We start from the raw sequence: 23,039 nt of genomic DNA, 5'->3' as shown, positions 1-23,039 counted from the left end.
GGGGCCGCACCGGACATCCGGTGCGGCCCCCGCGTCGTCGTACGGCGACGTGCTACAGCTTCTCGACCGGCGCGTACCGCAGCAGCAGCTTCTTCGGGCGTTCGTCGCCGAAGTCGATGGTGGCCTGCGCGTCCGAACCCGAGCCGGTCACCGTCATCACGGTGCCGAGGCCGAACTGGTCGTGCGTGACCCGGTCGCCGACGGCGAGGTTGATCACCGGCTTGTCCGCGCCCCGGCCGGTGGCGAAGCCCGAGGGCCCCTTGCGGGAGCGGGAGTTGGCGAGCGACGACGACAGCGAGGCTGCCGCCGCGCCCACGCCGCCGCCCCGGGAACCGGAGGAGACCGGGCCCGCCGGGATCTGCGCGCCGGTGCGCTTCCACTCCAGGTGGGTGTCCGGGATCTCCTCCAGGAAGCGGGAGGCCGGGTTGTACGAGGGCTGGCCCCAGGCGCTGCGCAGCGTGGAGCGGGTGAGGTAGAGGCGTTCGCGGGCGCGGGTGATGCCGACGTACGCGAGGCGGCGCTCCTCCTCCAGCTCCTTGGTGTTGCCCAGCGAGCGCATGTGCGGGAAGACGCCGTCCTCCATGCCGGTGAGGAAGACCACCGGGAATTCGAGGCCCTTGGCCGTGTGCAGCGTCATCAGGGTGATGACGCCCGAGCCGTCCGTGTCCTCGTCGGGGATCTGGTCGGAGTCGGCGACCAGCGCGACCTTCTCCAGGAAGTCGGCGAGGGTGCCCGGGTTGTCCTCGTCGCCGTTCTCCTGCTCGAACTCCAGGGCGACGGCGGCGAGTTCCTGGAGGTTCTCGACGCGGGTCTCGTCCTGGGGGTCGGTGGAGGACTGGAGCTCGGCGAGGTAGCCCGTGCGTTCCAGGACCGCTTCGAGGACGGTGGCCGGTCCGGCTCCCGATTCGACGATCGTACGGAGCTCCTCCATCAGCGTGTTGAACCGCTTGACGGCGTTGGTGGAGCGGGCGGCCATGCCGTACGCCTCGTCCACCCGGCGCAGGGCCTGCGGGAAGCTGATCCGCTCGCGCAGCGAGAGCGCGTCGATCATGGCCTCGGCGCGCTCGCCGATGCCGCGCTTGGGCACGTTGAGGATGCGGCGCAGCGGGACGGTGTCCTCGGGGTTGGACAGGACGCGCAGGTAGGCCAGGATGTCCCGGACCTCCTTGCGCTCGTAGAAGCGGACGCCGCCGACGACCTTGTACGGCAGGCCGACCCGGATGAAGATCTCTTCGAAGACGCGGGACTGGGCGTTGGTGCGGTAGAAGACGGCGACGTCGCCGGCCTTGGCCTCGCCCGCGTCGGTGAGGCGGTCGATCTCCTCGGCGATGAACTGAGCCTCGTCGTGTTCGGTGTCGGCGACGTACCCGGTGATCAGGGAGCCCGCGCCGGCGTCGGTCCAGAGGTTCTTCGCGCGGCGGTTCTCGTTGCGCTCGATGACGGCGTTCGCGGCGGTGAGGATCGTCTGGGTGGAGCGGTAGTTCTGCTCCAGCAGGATCGTCGTGGCGTCCGGGTAGTCCTCCTCGAACTGGAGGATGTTGCGGATCGTCGCGCCGCGGAAGGCGTAGATCGACTGGTCGGCGTCGCCGACGACGCACAGCTCGCCGGGCGCGGTGCCGGGGCCGGAGGGGCCGACCAGCTCGCGGACCAGCGTGTACTGGGCGTGGTTGGTGTCCTGGTACTCGTCCACCATGACGTGGCGGAAGCGCATCCGGTAGTGCTCGGCGACGTCCGGGAACGCCTGGAGCAGATGCACCGTCGTCATGATGATGTCGTCGAAGTCCAGCGCGTTCGCCTCGCGGAGGCGGGACTGGTACATCGCGTACGCCTGGGCGAGGGTCTTCTCGAAGCCGTCGGCGGCCTGGCCGGCGAAGGTCTCCTCGTCGATCAGCTCGTTCTTGAGGTTGGAGACCTTGGCGCTGAAGGACTTCGGCGGGAACTTCTTCGGGTCGAGGTCCAGGTCGCGGCAGACCAGGGCCATCAGGCGCTTGGAGTCGGCGGCGTCGTAGATCGAGAAGGACGAGGTGAAGCCCAGCTTCTTGGACTCGCGGCGCAGGATGCGCACGCACGCGCTGTGGAAGGTGGACACCCACATCGCGCCCGCGCGCGGGCCGACCAGGGCCTCCACGCGCTCCTTCATCTCGGCGGCGGCCTTGTTGGTGAAGGTGATCGCGAGGATCTGCCCGGGGTGCACACCGCGCGCAGAGAGCAGGTGCGCGATGCGGTGCGTGAGCACCCGGGTCTTGCCGGAACCGGCTCCGGCGACGATGAGCAGCGGCGAGCCGGCGTGCACGACGGCGGCGCGCTGGTTGTCGTTCAGCCCGTCGAGCAGGGCCGCCGGGTCGAGGACCGGGCGGGGGGCGCCGTCCCGGTAGTAGCCGTCCCGGGGCGGCGGCGGGCCGTCGAACTTCCCCTCGAACAGGTCGTGCGGGACCTCCTCCGGAGGGGCACCTTCGTGGGTGTCCTCCGGGGGCGGCGGGGCCGAGTCGTCCTTGTTCTGGAGGTCGGCCAGGAAGCTGTCGTCAAAGAGGCTGCTCATCGCCTACCGAGTCTAGGCGGCCCCACCGACAACCCGGCCCGGATTCCGGCAGAAGCACGGTCGTACGGGGCCGGTTCCGGCCGGGCGCCACCGTACGTGACCGGGCCCTCACGGCAAGCGGTTCCGTCCGTTTCAGTTCCACAGGACGGCGATGAAGACATTGCCGACCGTCAGCCCGCCGACCGCGCCGAACAGGGCCTTCTCCACCTTCTCCTCGTCGCGCTTGACGTAGACGAGGCCCAGGATCACCACGAGGACCGCCAGCTTGACGCCGATCTTGAGGTTGTTGACGCCGTGGCCCTGGGCCTGGTGGAGGCCGACCAGGGCGACCCCGGTGACCAGCATGGTCAGCGCGCCGTGCAGCATCGCGGGGCTGAAGCGGGCGGTGCCCGCGCCCATCGCCTTCATCTGGGTCAGGAATCCGCCGAGGAGGGAGGCGATACCGATGATGTGCAGGCCGACGAAGACATTGAGGAGTACGTCCATGGGGCGGAGCCTAATCAGCCGTTAGCACGCCTCACGCGGCAGGGCGGGCCGTTCCGCCCCATCGGTCACGGGGGGCACGGAAGCGGTGATTCCGCCTCCGCCGTCGTGATCGTCCACGACCAGTGGCTGAGCACTTCCGGGCATTAGCGGTCGTTCGAAGGCTGCCCCGTGACGGCCGGGTTTAGCGTCCCTCCCCAGATGGCCGGCTCCCCCACCCGCACCGGCCGTACCCGTGGAAGGACGTGAACGCCCTCGTGGCAGCGCACCGGAAGCCCAAGCAGCGCTCACTCGGCGGCAGCACCGCCCGCACCACCGCGGTCGCCCTCGCACTGGCGGGCGCCGCGGGCACCACCGCACTGGAGGGCGCCGCGCAGGCGGCGCCGCGCCCCACCCCGGCCGAGATCAAGGCGAAGGTCGACCGGCTCTACCACGACGCCGAGGCCGCCACCGAGACGTACAACGGCGTGCGGGAGAAGACCGCACGGACCAGGAGGTCCCTGGCCCTGCTCCGCGACGAGGCCGCCCGGCGCACCGAGCAGCTCAACGCCGAGCGCGCCTCGCTCGGTTCGATGGCCGCCGCCCAGTACCGGTCCGGCGGGATCGAGCCGGCCGTGCAGGTCGCCCTCACCTCCGACCCCGACCAGTACCTGGAGCGGGCCGCCGTCGCGGGGCGGGCCGGGGACCGGCAGGCCGCCGCGGTGCGGGGGGTGCAGCGGCAGCTCGCGCAGATCGCCCGGCTGCGGGGCACGGCCGACCGGCACTTCGCCCGGCTCGCCCAGGAGGAGGGCGTGCTGAAGAAGCAGAAGGAGACGATCCGGCGGAACATCGCCCGGGCCGAGGAACTGCTCTCCCGGCTGACCGCGGACGAGCGCGCGCGGTACGCCGCCCAGGACGGGCACGGCGGCGACGGGGAGCGCGCCGGGCGGGCGGCGGCGGACCGGGAGCTGCCGGGCGGGGCCGTCCGGGCGCCCGACGCCCGGGCCTCGCAGGCCGTCTCCTTCGCCTACTCCGCCCTCGGCAAGCCCTATGTCTGGGGCGCCACGGGCCCCTCCTCCTTCGACTGCTCGGGCCTGACCCAGGCCGCCTGGCGGTCGGCCGGGGTGTCGCTGCCCCGGACCACGTACACCCAGATCAACGCGGGAGAGCGGATTCCGCGGTCCCGGCTCGCGCCGGGGGACCTGCTGTTCTTCTACTCCGGGATCACCCACGTCGGGCTCTACATCGGCGACGGCCGGATGATCCACGCCCCGCGTCCCGGAGCGCCGGTGCGGATCGCGCCGATCGACCAGATGCCGTTGGTGGGGGCGACCCGGCCGGCGTGATCGGCCGCATCAGTGCGGCGGGCAGGGGTACACGCGGTGCAGGGCCGTGACCTCCACGGCGCAGTGGACCACCGGAGGAACCCCATGCCCGGCATCATCAGCAAGCTCAAGAACTACGCCCGCAGCCCGCAGGGCCGCCGCACCATCGCCCGCGGCCGCCGCGAGGCCGCCGACCCGCGCAGGCGCGCACAGGCCAAGTCGCTGCTCGGCCGGCTGCGCGGCGGGCGCGGCCACGGCGGCGCCCGCTACTGAGGCCCCGGGGCGCGTCCGGGCCCTGGGCGCCAGGGGTCTGCGGGGCTGCGGGCCCGCTGAGCCCCGAGGGCCCGCCGAGCCCCGGAGCCCCCGGATCACTTCCCGAGCTGCTCCGACAGCCACCGGAAGACCTCCGGCACCTGTGTCTTCCACACACTGGTGCCGTGAGGTCCGACGGTCTTCACCACCCGTACCGTCGTCGGCTTCCTCGCCGCGCCCTTGAGCGCGCCCGCCGCCTCGAAGCCGTCGCCCGCCGCGCCCGACAGGAACAGCGCGGTGTGCGGCGGCTTCCCGGCGTCGTTGGCGTTCTTCAGCATGAAGTACGGGTTGTTGGCGCGGCGCAGTTCGGGGGTGGCGGCGGTGAGGGCGGCCGGTTCGCCGTTCGGGTCGTTGAAGCCGGAGAGGCTGACGCCCGCGCGGTAGCGGTCGGGGTGCGCGATCGCCAGCTTGGCGGCGCAGTGCGCGCCCGCCGAGTAGCCGCCGACCGCCCAGTCGGCCGCCCTGTCCGAGGCCCGGAAGGTGTCGGTGACCATCTTGCGGACGTCGACGCTCAGCCAGGTGTCCGCGTTGACCTTCCCCGGGGTGTTCGCGCAGCCGGTGTCGGTCTGGTCGCCCAGCAGCGTGGTGCGCGGCGACACCAGGATGAACGGCTTCACCTTGCCCTGCTGCATGAGCGGCTTGAGCTGCTTGTTCACCTGGAGCGCGCCGAACCAGGCCTTCGCCGAGCCCGGGTAGCCCGGCAGCAGCTGTACGACGGGGAACTTCTTGTCGCGGTGCGCCGGATCGTCGTACTGCGGCGGCAGCCAGACGTACACCTCGCCCTCGACGCCCGAGATGCGCCCCTTGAGGTCGGTGACCCGTACGCCCTCGCCCACCTTGGGGTCGTCGACGGGCCGGAAGACCGCGGCCTCCTTGGGCTGCTCGGAGAGCTTGCGGCCGCCCGTGCCGTCGGGGCCGAGGTCCGCGGCGACGCCCGCGTGGTCGCCCGTGCCCAGGAGGTCCTCCCACGTGTCGTACAGCCCGTTGGCGTTGTTGACCGCGACGAACACGACCGTGATGGCGGTGAGCTGCGCGAACAGCAGCATCAGCAGCCGGACGAGGCCACGCACCGCGGCAGGGCCCCGCAGCCGGCTCCAGAACGCCAGCGGCAGAACAAAAGCGATCACGAGCAGGCATATCGCGATCACGAAGAAGGGGGTCCCGGTCAGACTCATCACATGGTGAGTAGAGGGCCCTTTCCGGGCGGCGGTTGCGCGCGGCCGCCGCCTGTCGCGCGGCTCACACCAGCCGGCGGGCCGTCGCCCAGCGGGTCAGCTCGTGCCGGTTGGAGAGCTGGAGCTTGCGCAGCACCGCCGAGACGTGCGACTCGACCGTCTTGACCGAGATGAAGAGCTGCTTGGCGATCTCCTTGTACGCGTATCCGCGCGCGATCAGCCGCAGCACCTCGCGCTCGCGCTGGGTGAGCCGGTCCATGTCCTCGTCGACCGGCGGCGCGTCCGTCGACGCGAACGCGTCGAGCACGAAGCCCGCCAGCCGGGGCGAGAACACCGCGTCGCCGTCCTGCACCCGGAACACCGAGTCGATCAGGTCCGCGCCGGTGATCGTCTTGGTGACGTACCCGCGCGCGCCGCCCCGGATGACCCCGATGACGTCCTCGGCGGCGTCGGAGACCGACAGCGCCAGGAACCGCACGGGCCGCTCCGGGTCCGCCATCAGCGGGGCGCAGCGGCGCAGCACCTCCACCCCGCCGCCGCCCGGCAGGTGCACGTCGAGCAGGACGACCTCGGGGCGGGTGGCGGTGATGACGGTGACGGCCTGGTCGACGTCGGCCGCCTCGCCGACGACCTCCACGCCGGTCGTCGCGGTCTGCCCGATCTCGGCCTGCACGCCGGTGCGGAACATCCGGTGGTCGTCCACCAGCACCACCCTGACGTGCCGTTCCCCGGCGCTCTCCGTGGTGCTGTGCTGCTCGGTCATGCGTCCGCCGCCCTCTCCATCTCAAGCTCCACTGCCGTGCCCCCGTCGGGCGCGGAACGCAGGGTCGCCGTTCCGCCGTGACGTTCCATCCGGCCGATGATCGATTCTCGTACGCCCATCCTGTCGGCCGGAATGGAGTCGAGGTCGAAGCCGGGGCCCCGGTCCCGCACGGACACGAAGACCGTGCGGCCCTCGACCTCCGCGAAGACCTGCACCGCCCCGCCCCCGCCACCGTACTTGGCGGCGTTCACCATGGCCTCGCGCGCGGCCTGCATCTGCGCGGTCAGCTTGTCGTCGAGCGGGCAGTCGCCGACGACGACCACCTCGAGGGGCACCCCGTGCTTGTCCTCCACCTCCGCCGCCGACCGTTTCACGGCCTCCGCGAGGGTGCTCGGCTCCTCCCCCGCGTCCTTGCCGGTGCCCTCCGGCCTGTAGAGCCAGTTGCGCAGCTCGCGCTCCTGGGCGCGGGCCAGGCGGCGCACCTCGGAGCCGTCGTCGGCGCTGCGCTGGATCAGGGTGAGGGTGTGCAGCACGGAGTCGTGGACGTGGGCGGCGACCTCGGCGCGCTCCTGGGCGCGGATGCGCATCAGCCGCTCCTCGGAGAGGTCCTGGGTCATGCGGACGAGATAGGGCCCGGCCAGCAGTCCGACGCCGGCGATCACGGCGAGGGCGGCGGTGAGCACATTGCCGAGCTGGGCGGCCGAGCCCCGCACGACGATGAACACGGTGAGGCCGACGGCGACCAGGGCGACGCCCGCGATGCCGCGCAGCACCTGGAGGGTGCGGCGCCGGCGGCTGTCGCCCTCGGTCCAGTGCGCGCGCCGCGCGTTGTCGGCCTGCCGCCAGACCAGGACGACGCCGGCGCCGGTGAGCAGCAGCGGCCACACATAGCGCTCGTTGCCGGCGGTGTCGACGTTCCCGATGAAGATGGCCGCGCCCACGCACAGCGCGATCAGGGCGACGATCTGCCCCTTGTCGGGCATCCGCAGTCTGCGCCGCCCGTCGGGGAGCGTCTCGAAGACGCTGCGCGGTTCGGCGTTCACCCCGCCGACGCCCAGCGGCACGAAGAACCAGAACACCGCGTACAGCAGCGCGCCGAGCCCCTGCATCAGGAACAGCGCGAAGAACGCGATGCGCACCCAGACGACCGGCAGCCCGAGGTGGCCGGCGAGCCCGCGGGCCACCCCGCCGAGCATCCGGCCGTCCGCGCTGCGGTAGAGCTTGCGCGGCGGTGTGGCCCGCGGGCCCGCCGGGTCCTGCTCGGCGGCGGGGGTGCGGGCCGCTCGGCGGCTCGGGGCGGTGGACGACATGCCTCGATGGTCACACGCGTCCGGGGCCCGGCACATGGGGGTAAACCCCCGATTCCCCGAGGTGGCGGCGGCGTGGAAATCAGGGATCAGCCAGGGTCGCCCCAGGTGCCGCGCCCCGCCGGAGGCCGTCACCATGGGCGTATGACAGAAGTCCACGACGCAGCACCGGCGGCGCCTGCCGCGGGCCCGGACCCCGGCGCGCCGTCCGACGCCGCGCCCCGGCGGCCGCTGCACCGCAGCCGCCGCCACCGCGCGGTCGGCGGGGTGTGCGGCGGGCTCGGCGAGTACTTCGACGTCGACCCGGTGATCTTCCGGGTGGTGCTCGCGGTGACCTCGGTGACCGGCGGCATCGGACTGATCGCGTACGGCTTCGCCTGGCTGGTGGTGCCCCTGGAGGGCGACGACGAGAACGAGGGGAAGCGGCTGCTGACCGGCCGGGTCGACGGCCCGGCGCTGATCGCGGTGCTGCTGGCCCTGGTGGGCTGCGGGATGTTCCTGTCGCTGCGGCACAACGGCGGCGTCTTCGGGTTCTCCGTGATGCTGCTGCTGGTCGTCGGGGCGAGCACGGTGTGGTCCCGGCAGCGCAGGTCCGCCGCCCTGGAGGAGCCGGGGGCGACGCAGGTGCAGGACGTGGTGGCGCCGCCGGAGACGAAGGCGCCGCCGGTGGTGGGCGCGCCCTCCTGGTGGCGGGACCCGATCGTCAAGGACGGCACGACCGGCCCGGTGCCGCACGGGTACCTGTGGGGGCCGGCCGACGAGGCGGGCGGGGACGCGCCCGCGCGGCGCCCGTGGCGGGCGGTCGACCACCGGCCGCGCTCCCTGGGCGGGCTGATCTTCCTGGCGGCCCTGCTGGCGGGTGCGGCGGGCACGGCGGCGACCTGGCACAGCGACCCGCTGGGGGTGAGCCTGGCGACGGGTCTGGCGTGCGCGCTGGGGGTGTTCGGGGCCGGTCTGGTGCTCGGCTCCTTCTTCGGCCGGGTCGGCGTCGGGACGATCTTCCTGGGGCTGCTCACGGCGGGACTGCTGACGGCCGCGACGACCATCCCCAAGAACATCCCCACCGACTGGGCCACCACGAACTGGCGGCCGGCCACCGCGCAGCAGGTGCGGCCGCTGTACGAGCTGGGCGCGGGCGAGGGGCAGCTCGACCTCAGCCGGCTGGCGGTGCCCCGGGGCAGCACACTGGCCACCCGGGTCGAGGTCGGGGCGGGGGCGCTGCGCGTCGTCGTGCCGAGGGACGTGACGGTGCGGGTCGACATGGAGCTCGGCGTGGGCGACATCCGACTGCCGGGAGAGGGCGCGGACGACATCGACATCCACACCGACCAGCAGGAGGTGCGCACCCTGGTGCCGCCGCCGGGAGCACGGCCCGCGGGCACGGTCGACCTGCGTCTCGAAGTCGGCGTCGGACAGGTGGCGGTGGAACGTGCTGCGTCATGACTTCCAGCCCGGGCGCGCGGTCCTGGGCCTCACCCTGCTGGGGGCGGTCGCGGTGCACGCCGCCGACGTGGCGGGCGAGTGGGACACCCCGTGGTGGGCGCTGGTCCCGCTGGTGGCGTGCGGCCTGGTCGTGGCGGCGGTCGTCGGCGCGGTCGGCTACGGATTGCGCCGCCGGCGCAGGGCGCGCATCGCGTCCACCGAGAACACGGACGCCCCCGCGAGCACCAGCGGCAGCCACCCCATCAGGTAGGGCAGGTCGTTGCCGTAGTAGTACGGGGTCGCCGCCCAGCTGACGGTCAGCCACAGGCTGAGCGAGATCAGCGCCCCGCCGACGGCGGCCACCCGGGTGAACAGGCCGAGCAGGGTGCCGACGCCGACGAGGAGTTCGCCGATCGCGACGGCGTACCCGAAACCGGTGGGCGCCTTCAGCGCGAGGTCCACCAGCCAGGGCACGGCGGAGGTGTCGCGGACGGCGGTCATCATCGCGCCGACGGAGCCGTCGCCGCTGTCCGACAGGAAGGCGCTGTCGGTGAGCTTGTCGAGGCCCGCGTAGCCGAAGGTGACGCCGAGGAAGAGGCGCAGCGGCAGCAGCGCGTGGCGGCTCGCGGTGTGCTTGAGGCCCTGTGGCGCGTTGGTCCCGTACGCGCGCGTGCCGTTCGTCCCGTATCCGTACGCCATGGCTCAGGCCCTGCCTTCCTCGCGCTCACCGTCCGTTCCCCGACCCTACGTTCGACGGCAGGGCGGGGCGCAGCGGGCGGGGCCGCGGTGCTCAGTCGGTGACGTCGATGCGGTGGCTGCCGGTCGCGGCGCCGGCCGCGGTGACCACCTGGACCTCGACCTCGCCGGGCTCCACCTCGACCGGTACGGGCACGGTCAGCACGCCGTCGGTGGGGTTGGCGAATCCGCCGGGCACGGGCACCAGCGGGACGTGCACGTGGACCTGGCCGATGCGCACGACCACGCGGGCCAGCAGGTCGGGGGTGTGCGCCCCGGGCGGCACGAAGCCCGCGCCGCGGATCTCGATGTCGTCGCCGGTACGGATCGGGCCGTCCAGGTCGCCCGCCTCCCGGGCGCGCACGACCGACAGCACCACCGGCCGCCCGCCCTCGGCGAACTTCCCGGCGAGGTAGGCGGCCGCGGACACCGCCACGAGCAGGGCGAGCCCCCACGGCAGGTCCGGGAGCTGCTCGGGCCGCCTGGCGAGGCGTACCGCGGCGAAGACGACGGCCACGCCCGACGCGAGGACGTAGGCGATGTCGCCGAAGTCGCCCCGCCCGGAGTCGTCGGTGAGCAGGTCGGCGGCGCGCGGGCGGTCGGCCCGCACCTTCTGGAGGGTCTGCCTGCGCACCCGTGTGCCCACCACGTGCCGCAGCAGCACGGCGACGGCACAGGTCAGCGCGAGGACGGTCAGCACACCCGCGCAGCGCTCGAGTTCCAGCCCGGCGACGAGCGCGTCCCGGTCGGCCGGGTCCGACGCCCCGGCCAGCTCCACCGCGAGCACGAGCACCGCGAAGACGGCCAGCAGCACCCAGCAGGCGGCGACGGCGCGCGAGGTGGAGAGCCGGTTGTCCTCGCCGATCAGCGGGGCGAGCAGCCCGCCGCGGGAGCGGTGCACCCGTGCCGCGGCGGTGAGCGCGGTCGCCGCGGTCACCCCTGCGACGAGCCCCGCGGTACGGGCGGGGGTCCAGCCCGTACCGATCGCGGTGAACGCCTGCACCAGGGCGAGGACCACGACCCCGCCCCACAGCGCGAGCAGCGTTCCGCGCCACAGGTTCCGCAGCCATGTCTCGCCGGCCTGGCGGGAGCGGTCGGCGACCTCGCGGGCGGACCGGGTCAGCTCGTCGGAGACCCACTGCCGGGACGCGCCCGTGGAGTGCGCGACGGCGGTGGGCAGGCCCTCCCCGTCGGCGAGTTCGTCGCGCTTGGCCAGAAAGGCGGCCACGGCCCGCCGGTGCCCCTCCCGGGCCCCGCCCGGACAGCTCCCGCAGACGCAGCCCCCGCCGTGCCCTCCGCCGTGCGTGCTCTGCCTCGCCTCGTGCACCGCCACGACAGACGCCGCCCTTTCCCGTAACGACCGACTCACTATCAACATGTGAACGTTCATGTGCTGAAAGGGAATTGTGCCGTACGGAACGGCCGGGGCGCCCGGGGGTTCAGGTGGGGAGGGGTGACGGCCCGGACGCGGTGTTGACGCGCAGGGGGCTTGAGCGGCGCAGCGCGTGGCTGCCGGAGGCGAGCAGGACGCCGCCGAGGGTGAGAACCGTGAGGGCGCGGGCGAGGCGGGCGTCGGCGATGCCGGCGGGGTCGTCGAGGGATCGCTGGGCGGCACCGTCGCGCCGGATCTCCAGGATGCCGACGAAGCCCAGGCTGGAGGCGTTCAGGAGGTCGCCGACGCGCACGTTCCGCACCACCGGCCCGCTCGCCGCGAAGCGGGCCCGTGCGGTGTTGTCGCACTCCGCGCAGTCGTCGAAATCGCTGACCGGCTTCAGGTGGAGCCAGGTGCCCGAGCCGTGCGGCCCCTCGCTCGGCTGCTTGCCGGTGACCACGTACGGATCGGTGGTCAGGCAGCCCCCGTTCATGTGCAGGGAACCCGTGTCGGGACCGCAGAGCGGCGCACGCACGGCCGCCCGCGCGAAGTCCGGGTCGCTCCACCAGTGCAGGAGCGCGCCGAGCCCCGCGAGCACTGTCACGGCGCCGCACGCCACTGCCGCGACGGCCGCCCGGAGTACCGCTCTCTTCCCGATCACCCGCCCAACGTACGCCGGGCCCTCGCCCGCGGGGCCCTCAGTCCAGCAGCTCCGGTTCCGCCCGGCTGATCCGGCGCCACATCGCCTGGTGGTTGATCCACGCGACCAGGTCCCCGCCGATCTGGTCGCGCGTTCCGACCGCCTCCTCGTGCCCGATCAGCACCGGCTTGCCCGCCGCCATGGCCGCCAACTGCACCTGGCAGGACCGCTCCAGGGTGTGGAACCACCAGGCCGCCGCGTCCACCGAGTCGCCCACCGTCAGCAGCCCGTGGTTGCGCAGGATCACCGCCTTGTGGCCGCCGAGCGCCCCGGCGATCCAGCGCCCCTCGGTGGGGTCCACGGCGACGCCCGTGTACGCGTCGTAGAGCGCGTGGGACTCGTAGAAGGCGCAGGACTCCTGGGTGATCGGGTCGAGCAGCTCGCCCAGCGCGGAGAAGGCCCGGCCGTGCACCGAGTGGGTGTGCACGACGGCGACCACGTCCGGGCGCGCCTTGTGCACCTGGGCGTGCACGGTGAACGCGGCCTGGTTGACGTGCCGGCGGCCCTGGACGACCTGCCCGTCCCCGTTGACCAGCAGCAGGTCGCTCACCGTGACGTCGGCGAAGGCGAGGCCGAAGGGGTTCACCCAGTAGCAGTCGGCGTACTCGGGGTCGCGGGCGGTGATGTGCCCCGAGACGCCTTCCTCGTACCCGTACGAGGCGAAGATCCGCAGCGCGCCCGCCAGCCGCTCCTTGCGGTAGCGGCGTTCGTCGGCCGGGTCGTCGTGCACGGGCGGCATCGAGAAGTCGAGCCGGTCCAGGGGGACGGGCGGGGGCGCGGGCAGCTCGGCGGTCATGGGGCGGAAGCTACCGGGTGGTACGGCGGGGGGAAAGGGGTCAGCGGGGACCGCGGCGCCGGTCGATCGCGGTGAGGTCGATCCCGATCGGGTACGGGACGTCCAGCTTGAGGGTGCGGTGGTGGATGCCGGTCGGGACGTACGCCTTGATCGCGGGGTCGAGTTCGTAGACGTACACGACCGGCAGCCCCTCGTTCTCCTCCACCCGCCAGAAGTGCGGGACGCCGGCGGCGGCGTACTTCCGGGGCTTGACCTCGCGGTCGCGGTCGCGGGACTCGTCGGAGACGACTTCGACGGCGAGGACGACGTCCTCGGCCCGGAAGCAGGTCTGCCGGGGCCCGGAGTCCGCGTCCACCGGCACCACCAGCACATCCGGCTCCGGACGGTTCCGGTCGTCCAACTTGACCGTCATCTCCCGGATGGCCTCAAGGTGCTCAGGGGCCTGGTCCCACAGCGCCGTCTCCAGAAGGAGCAGGGTACGGCTGTGGAAGCGGGTCTGCGGACTCATGAAGACGAGGCTCCCGTCGATCAGCTCCGTGTGCGGAGGCAGATTGGGAAGCGTGTCGAGGTCGTCCGCGAGCCAGCCGCCCGCGGGAGGGCGGGGCCACTCGTAGTCCTCGGGCAGCTCGTAGTCACGTGCGGCGCTCATGGTTGCTCCCATGGGACGGAGTCTCGCCTGTCGATTGAGCGTACCCAGCGGATACGACAACGCCGCCGCCCAAACGAATGAGCGACGGCGTCGGCGTTGACCTCAAGCGGGTCCGAGCTGGGGAGTCACTCCCACTCGATCGTCCCCGGCGGCTTGCTCGTGACGTCGAGGACGACGCGGTTGACGTCCTTGACCTCGTTGGTGATGCGCGTCGAGATCTTCGCGAGGACCTCGTACGGCATGCGCGTCCAGTCCGCCGTCATGGCGTCCTCGGACGAGACCGGGCGCAGCACGATCGGGTGGCCGTAGGTGCGGCCGTCGCCCTGCACGCCCACCGAGCGCACGTCGGCGAGCAGCACCACCGGGCACTGCCAGATCTCACGGTCCAGACCGGCCGCGGACAGCTCCTCGCGGGCGATGGCGTCGGCGTCGCGCAGCAGGTCCAGGCGCTCCTTGGTGACCTCGCCGACGATGCGGATGCCGAGGCCGGGGCCGGGGAACGGCTGGCGCTGGACGATCTCCTCCGGGAGGCCCAGCTCCTGGCCGACCATCCGGACCTCGTCCTTGAACAACTGGCGCAGCGGCTCGACCAGCTCGAACTCGATGTCGTCGGGGAGTCCGCCCACGTTGTGGTGCGACTTGATGTTCGCGGTGCCGGTGCCGCCGCCGGACTCGACGACGTCCGGGTACAGGGTGCCCTGGACCAGGAACGCGACCTCCGGGCCGTCCTCCTGGAGGATCTCCAGCTGGGCCTGCTCGAAGACGCGGATGAACTCGCGGCCGATGATCTTCCGCTTGGTCTCCGGGTCGGAGACGCCGGCCAGTGCGTCCAGGAAGCGCTTCTCGGCGTCCACCACGACCAGCCGGGCGCCGGTCGCGGCGACGAAGTCCTTCTGGACCTGCTCGGTCTCGCCCTTGCGCATCAGGCCGTGGTCGACGTAGACGCAGGTGAGCTGGTCGCCGATGGCGCGCTGGACGAGGGCCGCGGCGACCGCAGAGTCCACGCCGCCGGACAGGCCGCAGATGGCGCGCTTGTCGCCGACCTGCTCGCGGATGAGGGCGACCTGCTCCTCGATGACGTTGCCGGTCGTCCAGGTGGGCTCGATGCCCGCGCCCCGGTAGAGGAAGTGCTCCAGGACCTGCTGGCCGTGCGTGGAGTGCAGCACCTCGGGGTGGTACTGGACGCCGTAGAGCTTCTTCTCGTCGTTCTCGAAGGCGGCGACCGGGACCACGTCGGTGGACGCGGTGACGGTGAAGCCCTCGGGGGCCGCCGAGCAGGCGTCGCCGTGCGACATCCACACCGACTGCTCGTCCGGGGTGCCCTCGAACAGCGTGGAGCCGGAACGGGTGACCTTCAGCGGGGTGCGGCCGTACTCGCGGGCGCCGTTGTCGTCGACGGTGCCGCCGAGCGTGGTGGCCATGATCTGGAAGCCGTAGCACATGCCGAAGACGGGGACGCCGGCCTCGAAGAGCGCGCGGTCGATGGCCGGGGCTCCCTCGGCGTACACCGAGGAGGGACCGCCGGAGAGGATGATCGCCTTCGGGTTCTTCGCGAGCATCTCCGACACCGGCATGGTGCTCGGGACGATCTCGCTGTAGATCCGGGCCTCGCGGACACGGCGGGCGATGAGCTGGGCGTACTGCGCGCCGAAGTCGACGACGAGGACGACGTCGGGGGCGGCAAGGGGCGCTGCGGGCACGGGCGGCCTTCCGGCGGTAAAAAGGGGTCGGGAATGTCGATTCTACCGGGGTCGCCCGATGCCCCCGTTGGACGGCCGCGACGGCGGCCGCTCCTGGGACGCCCGTCTCATCATCCGGGCCCGCGTTGGCCGGTGCGGGGCGCGGGGGCCATAATGCCCTCCATGCGCTCGTACACGACCTTCGTCTTTACCTATGGCACCCGGCCCGTCCGGCTGCCACGGTCGTGCTGCTTGTAGCAACTGACAAGCGACTTCCCAGGCGCCCCGGGCCGACAGGCCCGGGGCGTTCTGTCGTTTCCGGACCTGGTGGCCCGCCGCGGGCGCTTCTCTCACCCCAGGAGTACGGACATGAGCAACGCCACCACCACCAGCGCCGCCGCCACCACCGAGGCCACCGGAGCGCGCACCGAGGACGCGGCCGCCCTCATCACCGGTGCGCGCGGGCGCGTCGACGCGCTGGACGACCGGATCATCGGGCTCGTGCAGGAGCGGATGGCCGTCTCGGCGGTCATCCAGGAGGCCCGGATCACCTCGGGCGGGCGCCGGGTGAACCTGTCGCGCGAGACGGAGATCCTGACCCGCTACCGGGACGCCCTCGGCAAGCCGGGCACGACGCTGGCCCTGACGCTGCTGGAGCTGTGCCGGGGCCGCGTCTGAAGGGGTTCCGGGCACCCGGGTTGCGGGCGCGCAGGGGGGCGCGTGCGTTCCTGCGGTCACTCGTACGGCGCGTGACCGGGGCGTCGGCGGCTTCGTTGGTCCCGGTGCCACGCGTGGCCCCGGCTGGGGCGTGAGACGTACGGGCTCGGCCGGTACGTCGTGGGACCTCGCTCCAGCGTGTGCGACCGGACGGCAGGGGACAGCCGCACGGTCGCCCCAGGCGGTCGGCTCCGGGGACGCCCGGAGCCGGTCGGCAGGGTTGCCCCCCCCTCTCGGCCGCCGCAGGGCGCGTGGTGGCGCAGATCACGTGAGGATTGCGCATCCGCGCGTACAACCCTCTGCGTCGATCATGAGTCTCCCCTGCGTATCTGTGGACATTGGTGCGACTCCAGCACCTTGGCCCCTCACATCTCGTGCCACGTCCCCCGTAGTGGGCACGCCAGACTTTCTGAGGTCCCATGAAATTGCGCCGTTCCCTGGCCCTCGCGGCCGCCACGGCCGTCATAGCCCCCGTCTCGCTGCTGTCGGCGACGGCCGCCTTCGCGGACACCCCGGTCCCGGGCTCCACCCCGACGGCCACCCCCGTCCCGGGCGCGTCCCAGGACGACAAGAAGCCGGGCGACGTCACGGGCGAGAAGCCCGCCGACAAGCCGGGCGACAAGCCCGCGGACAAGCCGGCCGACAAGCCCGGCGACAAGCCCGCCGACAAGCCGGGCGGTGTCACGGGGGAGAAGCCCGCGGACAAGCCGGGCGACAAGCCGGCCGACAAGCCCGATGACAAGCCCGCCCCCGGCGAGGGCGACGAAGAGGGCGTTCCGGAGATGCCCCCGTACTGCGAGGAGATCGACGAGGGCTTCGTCGAGGAGGCCCTCGACGCGAAGATCTCCGGCCTGCCGGGCAAGATCGTCGCGGGCAGCGGCTGGAAGAACTTCTCGCTCCAGCTCTCCAACGTCTCCAAGACCGACCTCAAGGAGGTCGCGTTCTGGGCCGAGGTGGAGAACTACGAGCTCGACGAGGACAAGTTCCTCAGCAAGTTCGTCACGCTCCAGTTCAAGGAGCCGGAGTCCGGCAAGTGGATCGGCATCGGGGACAAGGACCTCGCGGGCGACTACTTCTGGGGTGTCGAGAACATCCGGCCCAACCAGTTCGTGAAGATCGACCTGCGGGTCGGCATCGACAAGAACGCCCCGGCCGGTGACAGCTACACCTTCGGCACCGGCGCCTACCTCGCCAACGTCAAGGGCAAGGAGTGCATCGCCGAGAACTACGGCGCCGAGGTCGCCTTCGCCGTCCTGAAGCCGGGCACCGACCCGGGCAAGGAGGAGGAGGCCAAGCCGGTCGAGCCCGGCGAGAAGCCCGGCAAGCCCGGCAGCCCCGATGCCAAGCCCGGCAAGCCCGGCCAGAAGCCCGGAAAGCCGGGTCCGGACCACAAGCCGCAGGGCGACGTCCAGAAGTTCCCGGTCACCGGCAACCTCGCCGAGACCGGCGCCTCCTCGCAGTTGCCGATGTTCGCCCTGGCGGGCGGCGCGGCCGTGGCGCTGGGCGTCGGCGCGATGTTCGTCGTACGCCGCAAGAAGGCGCAGGCGTGATGACGCGGGCGTGACCGCGTGACGTGAGGGGGGCTGCATTCGGAGGGGGATGCAGCCCCTTTCGCGTACCCGCCCGCCGCTACGGCGTCTTCCTCGGCTCCCGTTTCGGCGGCACCGCCGGAACCGCCAGCAGCGGCAGCCGCAGCGCGCCGAAGGCGTCGGCGGGGACGGCCGGGGACCTGGGCTCGACGGGCGCGAGCCGCACGTATGCCTCGCCCTGGGCCGGGCGGGGGTCCGGCTCGCCCTTGTTGGGCCACAGCGACATGGCGCGCTCCGCCTGCGCGGTGATGGTGAGGGAGGGGTTGACCCCGAGGTTGGCGGAGACCGCCGAGCCGTCGACGACGGAGATGCCGGGGTGCCCGTGGAGGCGGTGGTACGGATCGATGACGCCCTCGGCCGCGCTCGCGCCGATCGGGCAGCCGCCCAGGAAGTGCGCGGTGAGCGGGGTGCCCATCAGCTCGCCGACGTTGCTGCCCGCGAAGCCGTTGATCTCCTCGGCCAGCAGGGAGGCGGCCCGGGTGGCCTCGGGGATCTGCTGGGGGTTGGGCGCGCCGTGGCCCTGGCGGGCGGTGAGCAGGCCCTTTCCGATGCCGCCCGGCTTGCGGTACGTGGTCAGGGAGTTGTCCAGGGACTGCATGACGAGGCCGATGATGGTCTTCTCCGACCAGCGGTGGTTGGAGAGGGAGCGCGCGGCGAGGGTGGGGTGGCGCAGCATGTTGACCGCCCAGCCGAGGACGCGCGGGAACTTCTCCGCGTACGGCACCTGGAGGATGGACAGCGCGCCCATGGCGTTGGAGCCCTTGCCGTAGCGGACCGGCTCGATGTGGGTGCTGGCGTCGGGGTGGATCGAGGACGTGATGGCGACGCCGCGGGTGAAGTCGACCTTCCCGGAGCCGTCGGAGGTGCCGAGCTGGGCGCCGTGCGCCTTGCGGTAGCGGCGGTCGGTGGTCTGGGAGCCCACCAGGGCCTCGGAGTTGGTACGGGTCAGCTCGCCCAGCTTCGCGGAGACGCGGGGCAGGTGGCCGCCGTCCTTCATGGCGTGCAGGAGGGTCTGGGTGCCGTACGTTCCGGCCGCGACGACGACCCGGCGGGCCCGGAAGATCTTCCGGGTGCCCTTGCGGCGGGCGTCGGTGGGGGCGGTGGCGACGCGGTACCCGCCGTCGGGGTGCTCGGCCAGGCCGAGGACGGAGGTCATGGGGTGGATGACGGCGCCGGCCCGCTCGGCGAGGTGGAGGTAGTTCTCGTTGAGGGTGTTCTTCGCGCCGTGCCGGCAGCCGGTCATGCACTCGCCGCACTCGATGCACCCCTTGCGGGCCGGTCCCCTGCCGCCGAAGTAGGGGTCGGGAACCTCCTCGCCCGGCGTGGACGCCGAGGTGGCGTCGGCGTCCCGCCCGTCGCCGTAGAAGACGCCCACCGGGGCCAGCCGGAAGGTGTCGCCCACCCCCATCGCCTCGGCGGTCGCCAGCAGGTGGACGTCGGAGGGGGTCATGGTCGGGTTGACGCGTACGCCCAGCATCCGCTTGGCCTGGTCGTAGTACGGAGCGAGTTCGGCCTGCCAGTCGGTGATGCCCGCCCACTGCGGGTCCTCGAAGAAGGGGGCGGGGGGCACGTACAGGGTGTTGGCGTAGTTCAGCGAGCCGCCGCCGACGCCCGCGCCTGCCAGGACCATGACCTTTCCCAGCAGGTGCACGCGCTGGATGCCGAAGAGGCCCAGCGCGGGAGCCCACAGGTAGTTCCTCAGGTCCCAGGAGTTCTTGGGCAGGGTGTCGCGGGTGAAGCGGCGGCCGGCCTCCAGGACGCCGACGCGGTACCCCTTCTCGGTGAGCCGGAGCGCGGAGACGGCTCCGCCGAAGCCCGAGCCGACGACGATCACGTCGTAGTCGAACTCGCCGTCGTCCCCGGTGTTCTGGGCAGAGCTCTCCTGTGACACGTGCACTCCTCGTTCTGGTGAAAGGTGGAGGGAGCGGCCGGGCAGGGCGGGCGGGGCGCCGCTCCCGGCGCCCCGCCCCGGTCCGTCAGCGCAGGCGCAGGGCCTTCATCGCCCTGAGGCCGGCGGTCATGAAGGCCGCGTACTTCTCGTCGTCCATTCCGAAGGCCGGGGCGAGCGGGATCAGCCGCTGCTGGGCGACGGTCTGCGCCTCGGTGTACTTCAGGATGCCCTCGGAGCCGTGCCGGCGGCTCAGCCCGGACTCCTTCATGCCGCCCATCGGGGCCCGGACGCTGGCGTACGCGGGGCCGTAGCCCTCGTTGATGTTCACCGTGCCGGTGCGCAGGCGGGAGGCGACCGCGTGGCCGCGCTTGGCGCTCTTGGTCCAGACGCTCGCATTCAGGCCGTACGGGGTCCCGTTGGCCTCCGCGACCGCCTGGTCCTCGTCGCGGAACCGGTAGATCGAGACGACCGGGCCGAAGGTCTCCTCGCCGCAGACCGCCATCGGGCTCTCGACGCCCTCCAGGACGGTCGGCTCGTAGAAGTACGGGCCGACGTCGGGGCGGGCGGTGCCGCCGGTGAGGACGGTGGCGCCCTTGCTGACGGCCTCCTCGACGTGCCGGGTGACGGTCTCCAACTGGCGCGGGCCGACCAGCGAGCCCAGGTCGGCGCCGTACGCGAGGGCGTTGCCCAGGCGCATCGCCCTGGTGCGGGCGACGAAGCGCTGCACGAAGTCGTCGGCGACCGACTCGTGGACGTACAGCCGCTCGATGGAGATGCACAGTTGCCCGGCGGAGGCGAAGCAGGCGCGGACGGCGCCGGCGGCGGCCTTCTCCACGTCGGCGTCCGCGAGCACCAGCATGGCGTTCTTGCCGCCGAGTTCGAGGGAGACGCCGACCAGGCGGGCGCCCGCGTTCTGCGCGATCTCGCGGCCGGTGCGGGTGGAGCCGGTGAAGGACACGTAGTCGGCGTGCTGGACGACGGCGGGGCCGACGACCGGGCCCTCGCCGAGGACGACCTGGAAGACCTCCGGCGGCAGACCCGCCTCGACCAGCAGGTCACGGCCCCACAGGGCGGACAGCGCGGTCTCCGTGTCGGGCTTCATGACGAGCGCGTTGCCCGCGACCAGGGCGGGCAGGCAGTCGCCGACGGACAGCTCGAAGGGGTAGTTCCACGGCGAGATCTGGCCGACGACGCCGCGCGGCTGGCGCTGCTCGGTGACCTTGGTGAGGACGGGCACCGCGCCCGTGTGCCGCTTGGGCTTCAGGTAGGCGGGGGCCTGGCGGCCGTAGTGGCGGGCGGCCATCGCGACGGCCTGGATCTCCTCGTGCGCGTGCAGGCGGGCCTTGCCGGTCTCCAGTTGGATCAGGTCGAGGATCTCGGCCTGCCGCTCCAGGACCAGGTCGTGGAAGCGCAGCAGGACGGCGGCGCGCTGCTTGACCGGCAGGCCGCCCCAGGCGATCTGCGCGGTGCGGGCCCGCTCGAAGGCGAGGGCGACGTCCTCGGGGGTGGACTCGGGGAGGTCGGCCAGCTTCTCGCCGGTGAAGGGGGTGTGGCTCGCGGTCCGCCCCGAACCGACCACGCCCCGGGTCAGTTGCGCCACCACTTCGGGGGTGACCACGTCGGCGGCGGTGCGCGCGCCGGCGGGCGCGGGGGCGAGGGGGTTGGTGCCGAGGGGTGCCGTGAGGGCCTGCGAGTCCGTCATGAACGCGAGCGTATGGCCCGGCGGGCACTTTTGGTACCCGTCGGTAACGGCTTTTCACCGGCCCCGCACGACCGTGCCAGCAGTCGCTGGCACATAGGCCCTGATCAGGGGCGCTTCCCGGGTCAGGAGTCGGCGGATCCCTGAAGATCCAGGATCTTGAGGTACTTGGCGATGTCGTCGAACAACCGCTCGCCCTCGGCCGCGAACCTGCCCTCCGAGGGCATGGACACCTTCAGCCGCCAGTACGCCTGCTTCTCCTTGCTCACCAGCATCCGCTCGTGGTGCCGGTAGCGGATCGGGTCCTTGTCGCTGTCGCTGGTGCTGTAGGGCGTGTAGTCGACGACGGTGTCGAAGGACTCCCTCCCCTGCCAGGTGGTGTCGAGGCTCCTCACCTCCGCCTTCTTCATGTCCATGCCGTTCTTGCCGCCCTTGCGGTAGTACTCCGCCCAGTCCGACTTCTCCGGCTGCACGTCGGTGCCCTTGACCTCGGCCAGCGGGCGCCGCTCGAAATGGACCTGGAAGACGTATCCGGGCTCGTAGTACCGCTCGATCCCCGGGTCGTCGTCCTCCTGCTTCTTGTAGTCGCCCGGCAGGTACACCTCGGCGGTGACGCTCTGGAGTTCGCGGTGCAGCTTCCAGCCGTCCGGCGGACCGTCACCGGCGAAGGGGTTGAGCAGGACGAGCAGCAGCGCCAGGGCGACCACCACGACACCGCCGAGCAGCCCGAACCGCGCCTTCCTGCTGCGCCGGAGCACCGGCGGCACCCAGTCCCCGGCCGTGGACCGGTTCAGCACCCGGGTGACCGGCGGCGGCGGAGCCTGTCCGGCGGCCTTCTCCAGGGCCCGGCGCACCTCGGCGGCGCCCGGCCGGGCCGCCGGGTCCTTGTGGAGCAGGCGCATCACCAGCGACCCCAGCGCGCCGGAGCCCCGGGCGGGGGCCTGCGGCTCGGCGGACAGCACGGCCTGGAGGGTGGCGGGGGTGTTGGAGCGCCGGTACGGGGACATGCCCTCGACGGCCGCGTACAGCACGACGCCCAGCGACCACAGGTCGGAGGCGGGGCCCGGCCGCTGCCCCAGCACCCGTTCGGGGGCGACGAACTCGGGCGAGCCGACGAAGCCGCCGGTCTCGGTGAGGCCCTGCTCGCCCTCGACCCGGGCGATGCCGAAGTCGCTGAGGACGACGCGGTCGTTCTGCCCGAGGAGCACGTTGTCGGGCTTGACGTCGCGGTGCAGCACCCCCGCCTGGTGGGCGGCGGTCAGCGCGCCGAGGACGGCGAGGCCGATGCGGGCGGCGTCCCGTGCGTCGAGGGTGCCCTCCTGGAGGCGGCCGGCCAGCGAGTGGCCCTGGACCAGCTCCATCACGATCCACGGCTTGCCGTCCTCGACCACCACGTCGTGCACCGTGACCACGTTGGGGTGGTCGATCCGGGCGGCGGCCCGCGCCTCGCGCTGCATGCGCAGGTAGACGTTCTGCCGGTCGCGCTCGGGGAGGTGGTCAGGGACGCGCGGCTCCTTCACCGCCACGTCGCGGTCCACGATCTCGTCGTGGGCCCGCCAGACCGTGCCCATGCCGCCGTGCCCGAGGCGGGACACCAGCCGGTAGCGGCCGCCGATGGTGCGGCCCGACCACGGGTCGGCCGAACGGGCCGGTGCGGCGGGCGCCTGATCACGCGCGGGGCCCTGCGGCGGGCGGGGCGGCGGGAGCGGCGCCCGGGCCTGCGTGGGCCGGGTGCCGTCGTGGGCGCGTGCGGGCTGCTGCTGTGGTGCGTCCGGCGGCCGGAGCCCGTAACTGGTGGGCTCGAACGCCTGTCCCCCGTCGTTCGTCATGCGCCCATCCTGACGCGTACACGCTCCCCGTCGCCACGGAGGCGGCTGAGCGATGCAGAGCCGTGACCGCGTCAGCAC

At 72.6% G+C, this 23,039-nt stretch carries 20 protein-coding genes; 6 read left to right on the top strand and 14 right to left on the bottom strand.

The window, feature by feature from the left end:
* Positions 1 to 52: 52 nt before the first annotated feature.
* Positions 53 to 2,539, bottom strand: coding sequence for a DNA helicase PcrA (gene pcrA / locus ACZ56L_RS19765; RefSeq protein ID WP_345228872.1), 2,487 nt, complete (start codon positions 2,537 to 2,539; stop codon positions 53 to 55).
* Between the two features lie 132 nt (positions 2,540 to 2,671).
* On the bottom strand, positions 2,672 to 3,025 hold the full coding sequence (locus ACZ56L_RS19760) for a hypothetical protein (RefSeq protein WP_345228873.1): 354 nt from the start codon (positions 3,023 to 3,025) through the stop codon (positions 2,672 to 2,674).
* A 254-nt stretch (positions 3,026 to 3,279) separates the two neighbouring features.
* Here ACZ56L_RS19760 and ACZ56L_RS19755 point away from each other — a divergent pair, with 254 nt between their 5' ends.
* Both ACZ56L_RS19755 and ACZ56L_RS19750 read left to right on the top strand, forming a co-directional pair.
* Positions 3,280 to 4,347 (top strand): C40 family peptidase, encoded by a 1,068-nt coding sequence (locus ACZ56L_RS19755; protein ID WP_468691686.1) that lies wholly within the window; start codon positions 3,280 to 3,282, stop codon positions 4,345 to 4,347.
* A gap of 84 nt (positions 4,348 to 4,431) precedes the next feature.
* Positions 4,432 to 4,599 carry a hypothetical protein gene (locus ACZ56L_RS19750; protein WP_471065309.1) on the top strand — a complete coding sequence of 56 codons (168 nt, stop codon included), beginning with the start codon at positions 4,432 to 4,434 and terminating at the stop codon, positions 4,597 to 4,599.
* Positions 4,600 to 4,694: 95 nt separating this feature from the next.
* On the opposite strand, the gene ACZ56L_RS19745 is transcribed toward ACZ56L_RS19750, so the two are convergent.
* The 3 genes from ACZ56L_RS19745 to ACZ56L_RS19735 all read right to left on the bottom strand — a co-directional run bounded on the left by ACZ56L_RS19745 (position 4,695) and on the right by ACZ56L_RS19735 (position 7,886).
* Entirely contained in the window at positions 4,695 to 5,813 is a 1,119-nt protein-coding gene (locus tag ACZ56L_RS19745) for an alpha/beta hydrolase (RefSeq protein WP_345228876.1), read from the bottom strand.
* Positions 5,814 to 5,877: 64 nt separating this feature from the next.
* Positions 5,878 to 6,576 (bottom strand): response regulator transcription factor, encoded by a 699-nt coding sequence (locus ACZ56L_RS19740; protein ID WP_345228877.1) that lies wholly within the window; start codon positions 6,574 to 6,576, stop codon positions 5,878 to 5,880.
* Entirely contained in the window at positions 6,573 to 7,886 is a 1,314-nt protein-coding gene (locus ACZ56L_RS19735) for an ATP-binding protein (RefSeq protein WP_345228878.1), read from the bottom strand. The genes ACZ56L_RS19740 and ACZ56L_RS19735 overlap by 4 nt, the downstream gene beginning before the upstream one ends.
* 141 nt (positions 7,887 to 8,027) lie before the next feature.
* Between ACZ56L_RS19735 and ACZ56L_RS19730 the strand changes: the two genes are divergently transcribed.
* Together ACZ56L_RS19730 and ACZ56L_RS19725 are read left to right on the top strand one after the other, a co-directional pair.
* The gene (locus tag ACZ56L_RS19730; protein ID WP_468691682.1) at positions 8,028 to 9,326 is read left to right on the top strand and encodes a PspC domain-containing protein; all 1,299 of its coding nucleotides are present in this window, start codon (positions 8,028 to 8,030) and stop codon (positions 9,324 to 9,326) included.
* Complete coding sequence (locus ACZ56L_RS19725) at positions 9,313 to 9,576, top strand: hypothetical protein (protein ID WP_471065306.1); 264 nt, start codon at positions 9,313 to 9,315, stop codon at positions 9,574 to 9,576. The genes ACZ56L_RS19730 and ACZ56L_RS19725 overlap by 14 nt, the downstream gene beginning before the upstream one ends.
* On the opposite strand, the gene ACZ56L_RS19720 is transcribed toward ACZ56L_RS19725, so the two are convergent.
* The 6 genes from ACZ56L_RS19720 to guaA form a co-directional block, all read right to left on the bottom strand.
* Positions 9,483 to 10,004: a DoxX family protein gene (locus ACZ56L_RS19720; RefSeq protein WP_471065305.1), complete on the bottom strand. Its 522-nt coding sequence runs from the start codon at positions 10,002 to 10,004 to the stop codon at positions 9,483 to 9,485. The two genes, ACZ56L_RS19725 and ACZ56L_RS19720, sit on opposite strands and share 94 nt — an antisense overlap.
* A gap of 91 nt (positions 10,005 to 10,095) precedes the next feature.
* The gene (locus ACZ56L_RS19715; RefSeq protein WP_471065304.1) at positions 10,096 to 11,373 is read right to left on the bottom strand and encodes a hypothetical protein; all 1,278 of its coding nucleotides are present in this window, start codon (positions 11,371 to 11,373) and stop codon (positions 10,096 to 10,098) included.
* Positions 11,374 to 11,479: 106 nt separating this feature from the next.
* On the bottom strand, positions 11,480 to 12,073 hold the full coding sequence (locus tag ACZ56L_RS19710) for a hypothetical protein (RefSeq protein ID WP_471065303.1): 594 nt from the start codon (positions 12,071 to 12,073) through the stop codon (positions 11,480 to 11,482).
* 37 nt (positions 12,074 to 12,110) lie between these two features.
* A complete protein-coding gene (locus ACZ56L_RS19705) occupies positions 12,111 to 12,908 on the bottom strand; it encodes a class II aldolase/adducin family protein (protein WP_345228884.1) in 798 nt (265 codons plus the stop codon).
* Between the two features lie 40 nt (positions 12,909 to 12,948).
* On the bottom strand, positions 12,949 to 13,557 hold the full coding sequence (locus ACZ56L_RS19700) for a Uma2 family endonuclease (RefSeq protein WP_401756683.1): 609 nt from the start codon (positions 13,555 to 13,557) through the stop codon (positions 12,949 to 12,951).
* Between the two features lie 125 nt (positions 13,558 to 13,682).
* Positions 13,683 to 15,257, bottom strand: coding sequence for a glutamine-hydrolyzing GMP synthase (gene guaA, locus ACZ56L_RS19695; protein ID WP_345228886.1), 1,575 nt, complete (start codon positions 15,255 to 15,257; stop codon positions 13,683 to 13,685).
* Positions 15,258 to 15,605: 348 nt separating this feature from the next.
* Here guaA and ACZ56L_RS19690 point away from each other — a divergent pair, with 348 nt between their 5' ends.
* Entirely contained in the window at positions 15,606 to 15,914 is a 309-nt protein-coding gene (locus tag ACZ56L_RS19690) for a chorismate mutase (RefSeq protein ID WP_471065301.1), read from the top strand.
* 458 nt (positions 15,915 to 16,372) lie between these two features.
* Positions 16,373 to 17,503 (top strand): LAETG motif-containing sortase-dependent surface protein, encoded by a 1,131-nt coding sequence (locus tag ACZ56L_RS19685; RefSeq protein ID WP_471065299.1) that lies wholly within the window; start codon positions 16,373 to 16,375, stop codon positions 17,501 to 17,503.
* A gap of 79 nt (positions 17,504 to 17,582) precedes the next feature.
* Here the strand turns inward: ACZ56L_RS19685 and ACZ56L_RS19680 are convergent, their stop codons facing one another.
* The 3 genes from ACZ56L_RS19680 to ACZ56L_RS19670 all read right to left on the bottom strand — a co-directional run bounded on the left by ACZ56L_RS19680 (position 17,583) and on the right by ACZ56L_RS19670 (position 22,961).
* Positions 17,583 to 19,433 (bottom strand): GMC family oxidoreductase, encoded by a 1,851-nt coding sequence (locus ACZ56L_RS19680; protein WP_345228889.1) that lies wholly within the window; start codon positions 19,431 to 19,433, stop codon positions 17,583 to 17,585.
* Between the two features lie 85 nt (positions 19,434 to 19,518).
* Positions 19,519 to 21,135 (bottom strand): succinic semialdehyde dehydrogenase, encoded by a 1,617-nt coding sequence (locus tag ACZ56L_RS19675; protein WP_345228890.1) that lies wholly within the window; start codon positions 21,133 to 21,135, stop codon positions 19,519 to 19,521.
* Positions 21,136 to 21,257: 122 nt separating this feature from the next.
* Positions 21,258 to 22,961, bottom strand: a complete 1,704-nt coding sequence (locus ACZ56L_RS19670; RefSeq protein ID WP_471065296.1) for a serine/threonine-protein kinase — start codon at positions 22,959 to 22,961, stop codon at positions 21,258 to 21,260.
* Positions 22,962 to 23,039: the final 78 nt, after the last annotated feature.

Source organism: Streptomyces sp. NPDC039736, from assembly GCF_055596485.1.
The sequence above is the reverse complement of the archived record's forward strand: the minus strand, read 5'-3'. Positions and strand labels throughout refer to the sequence as shown.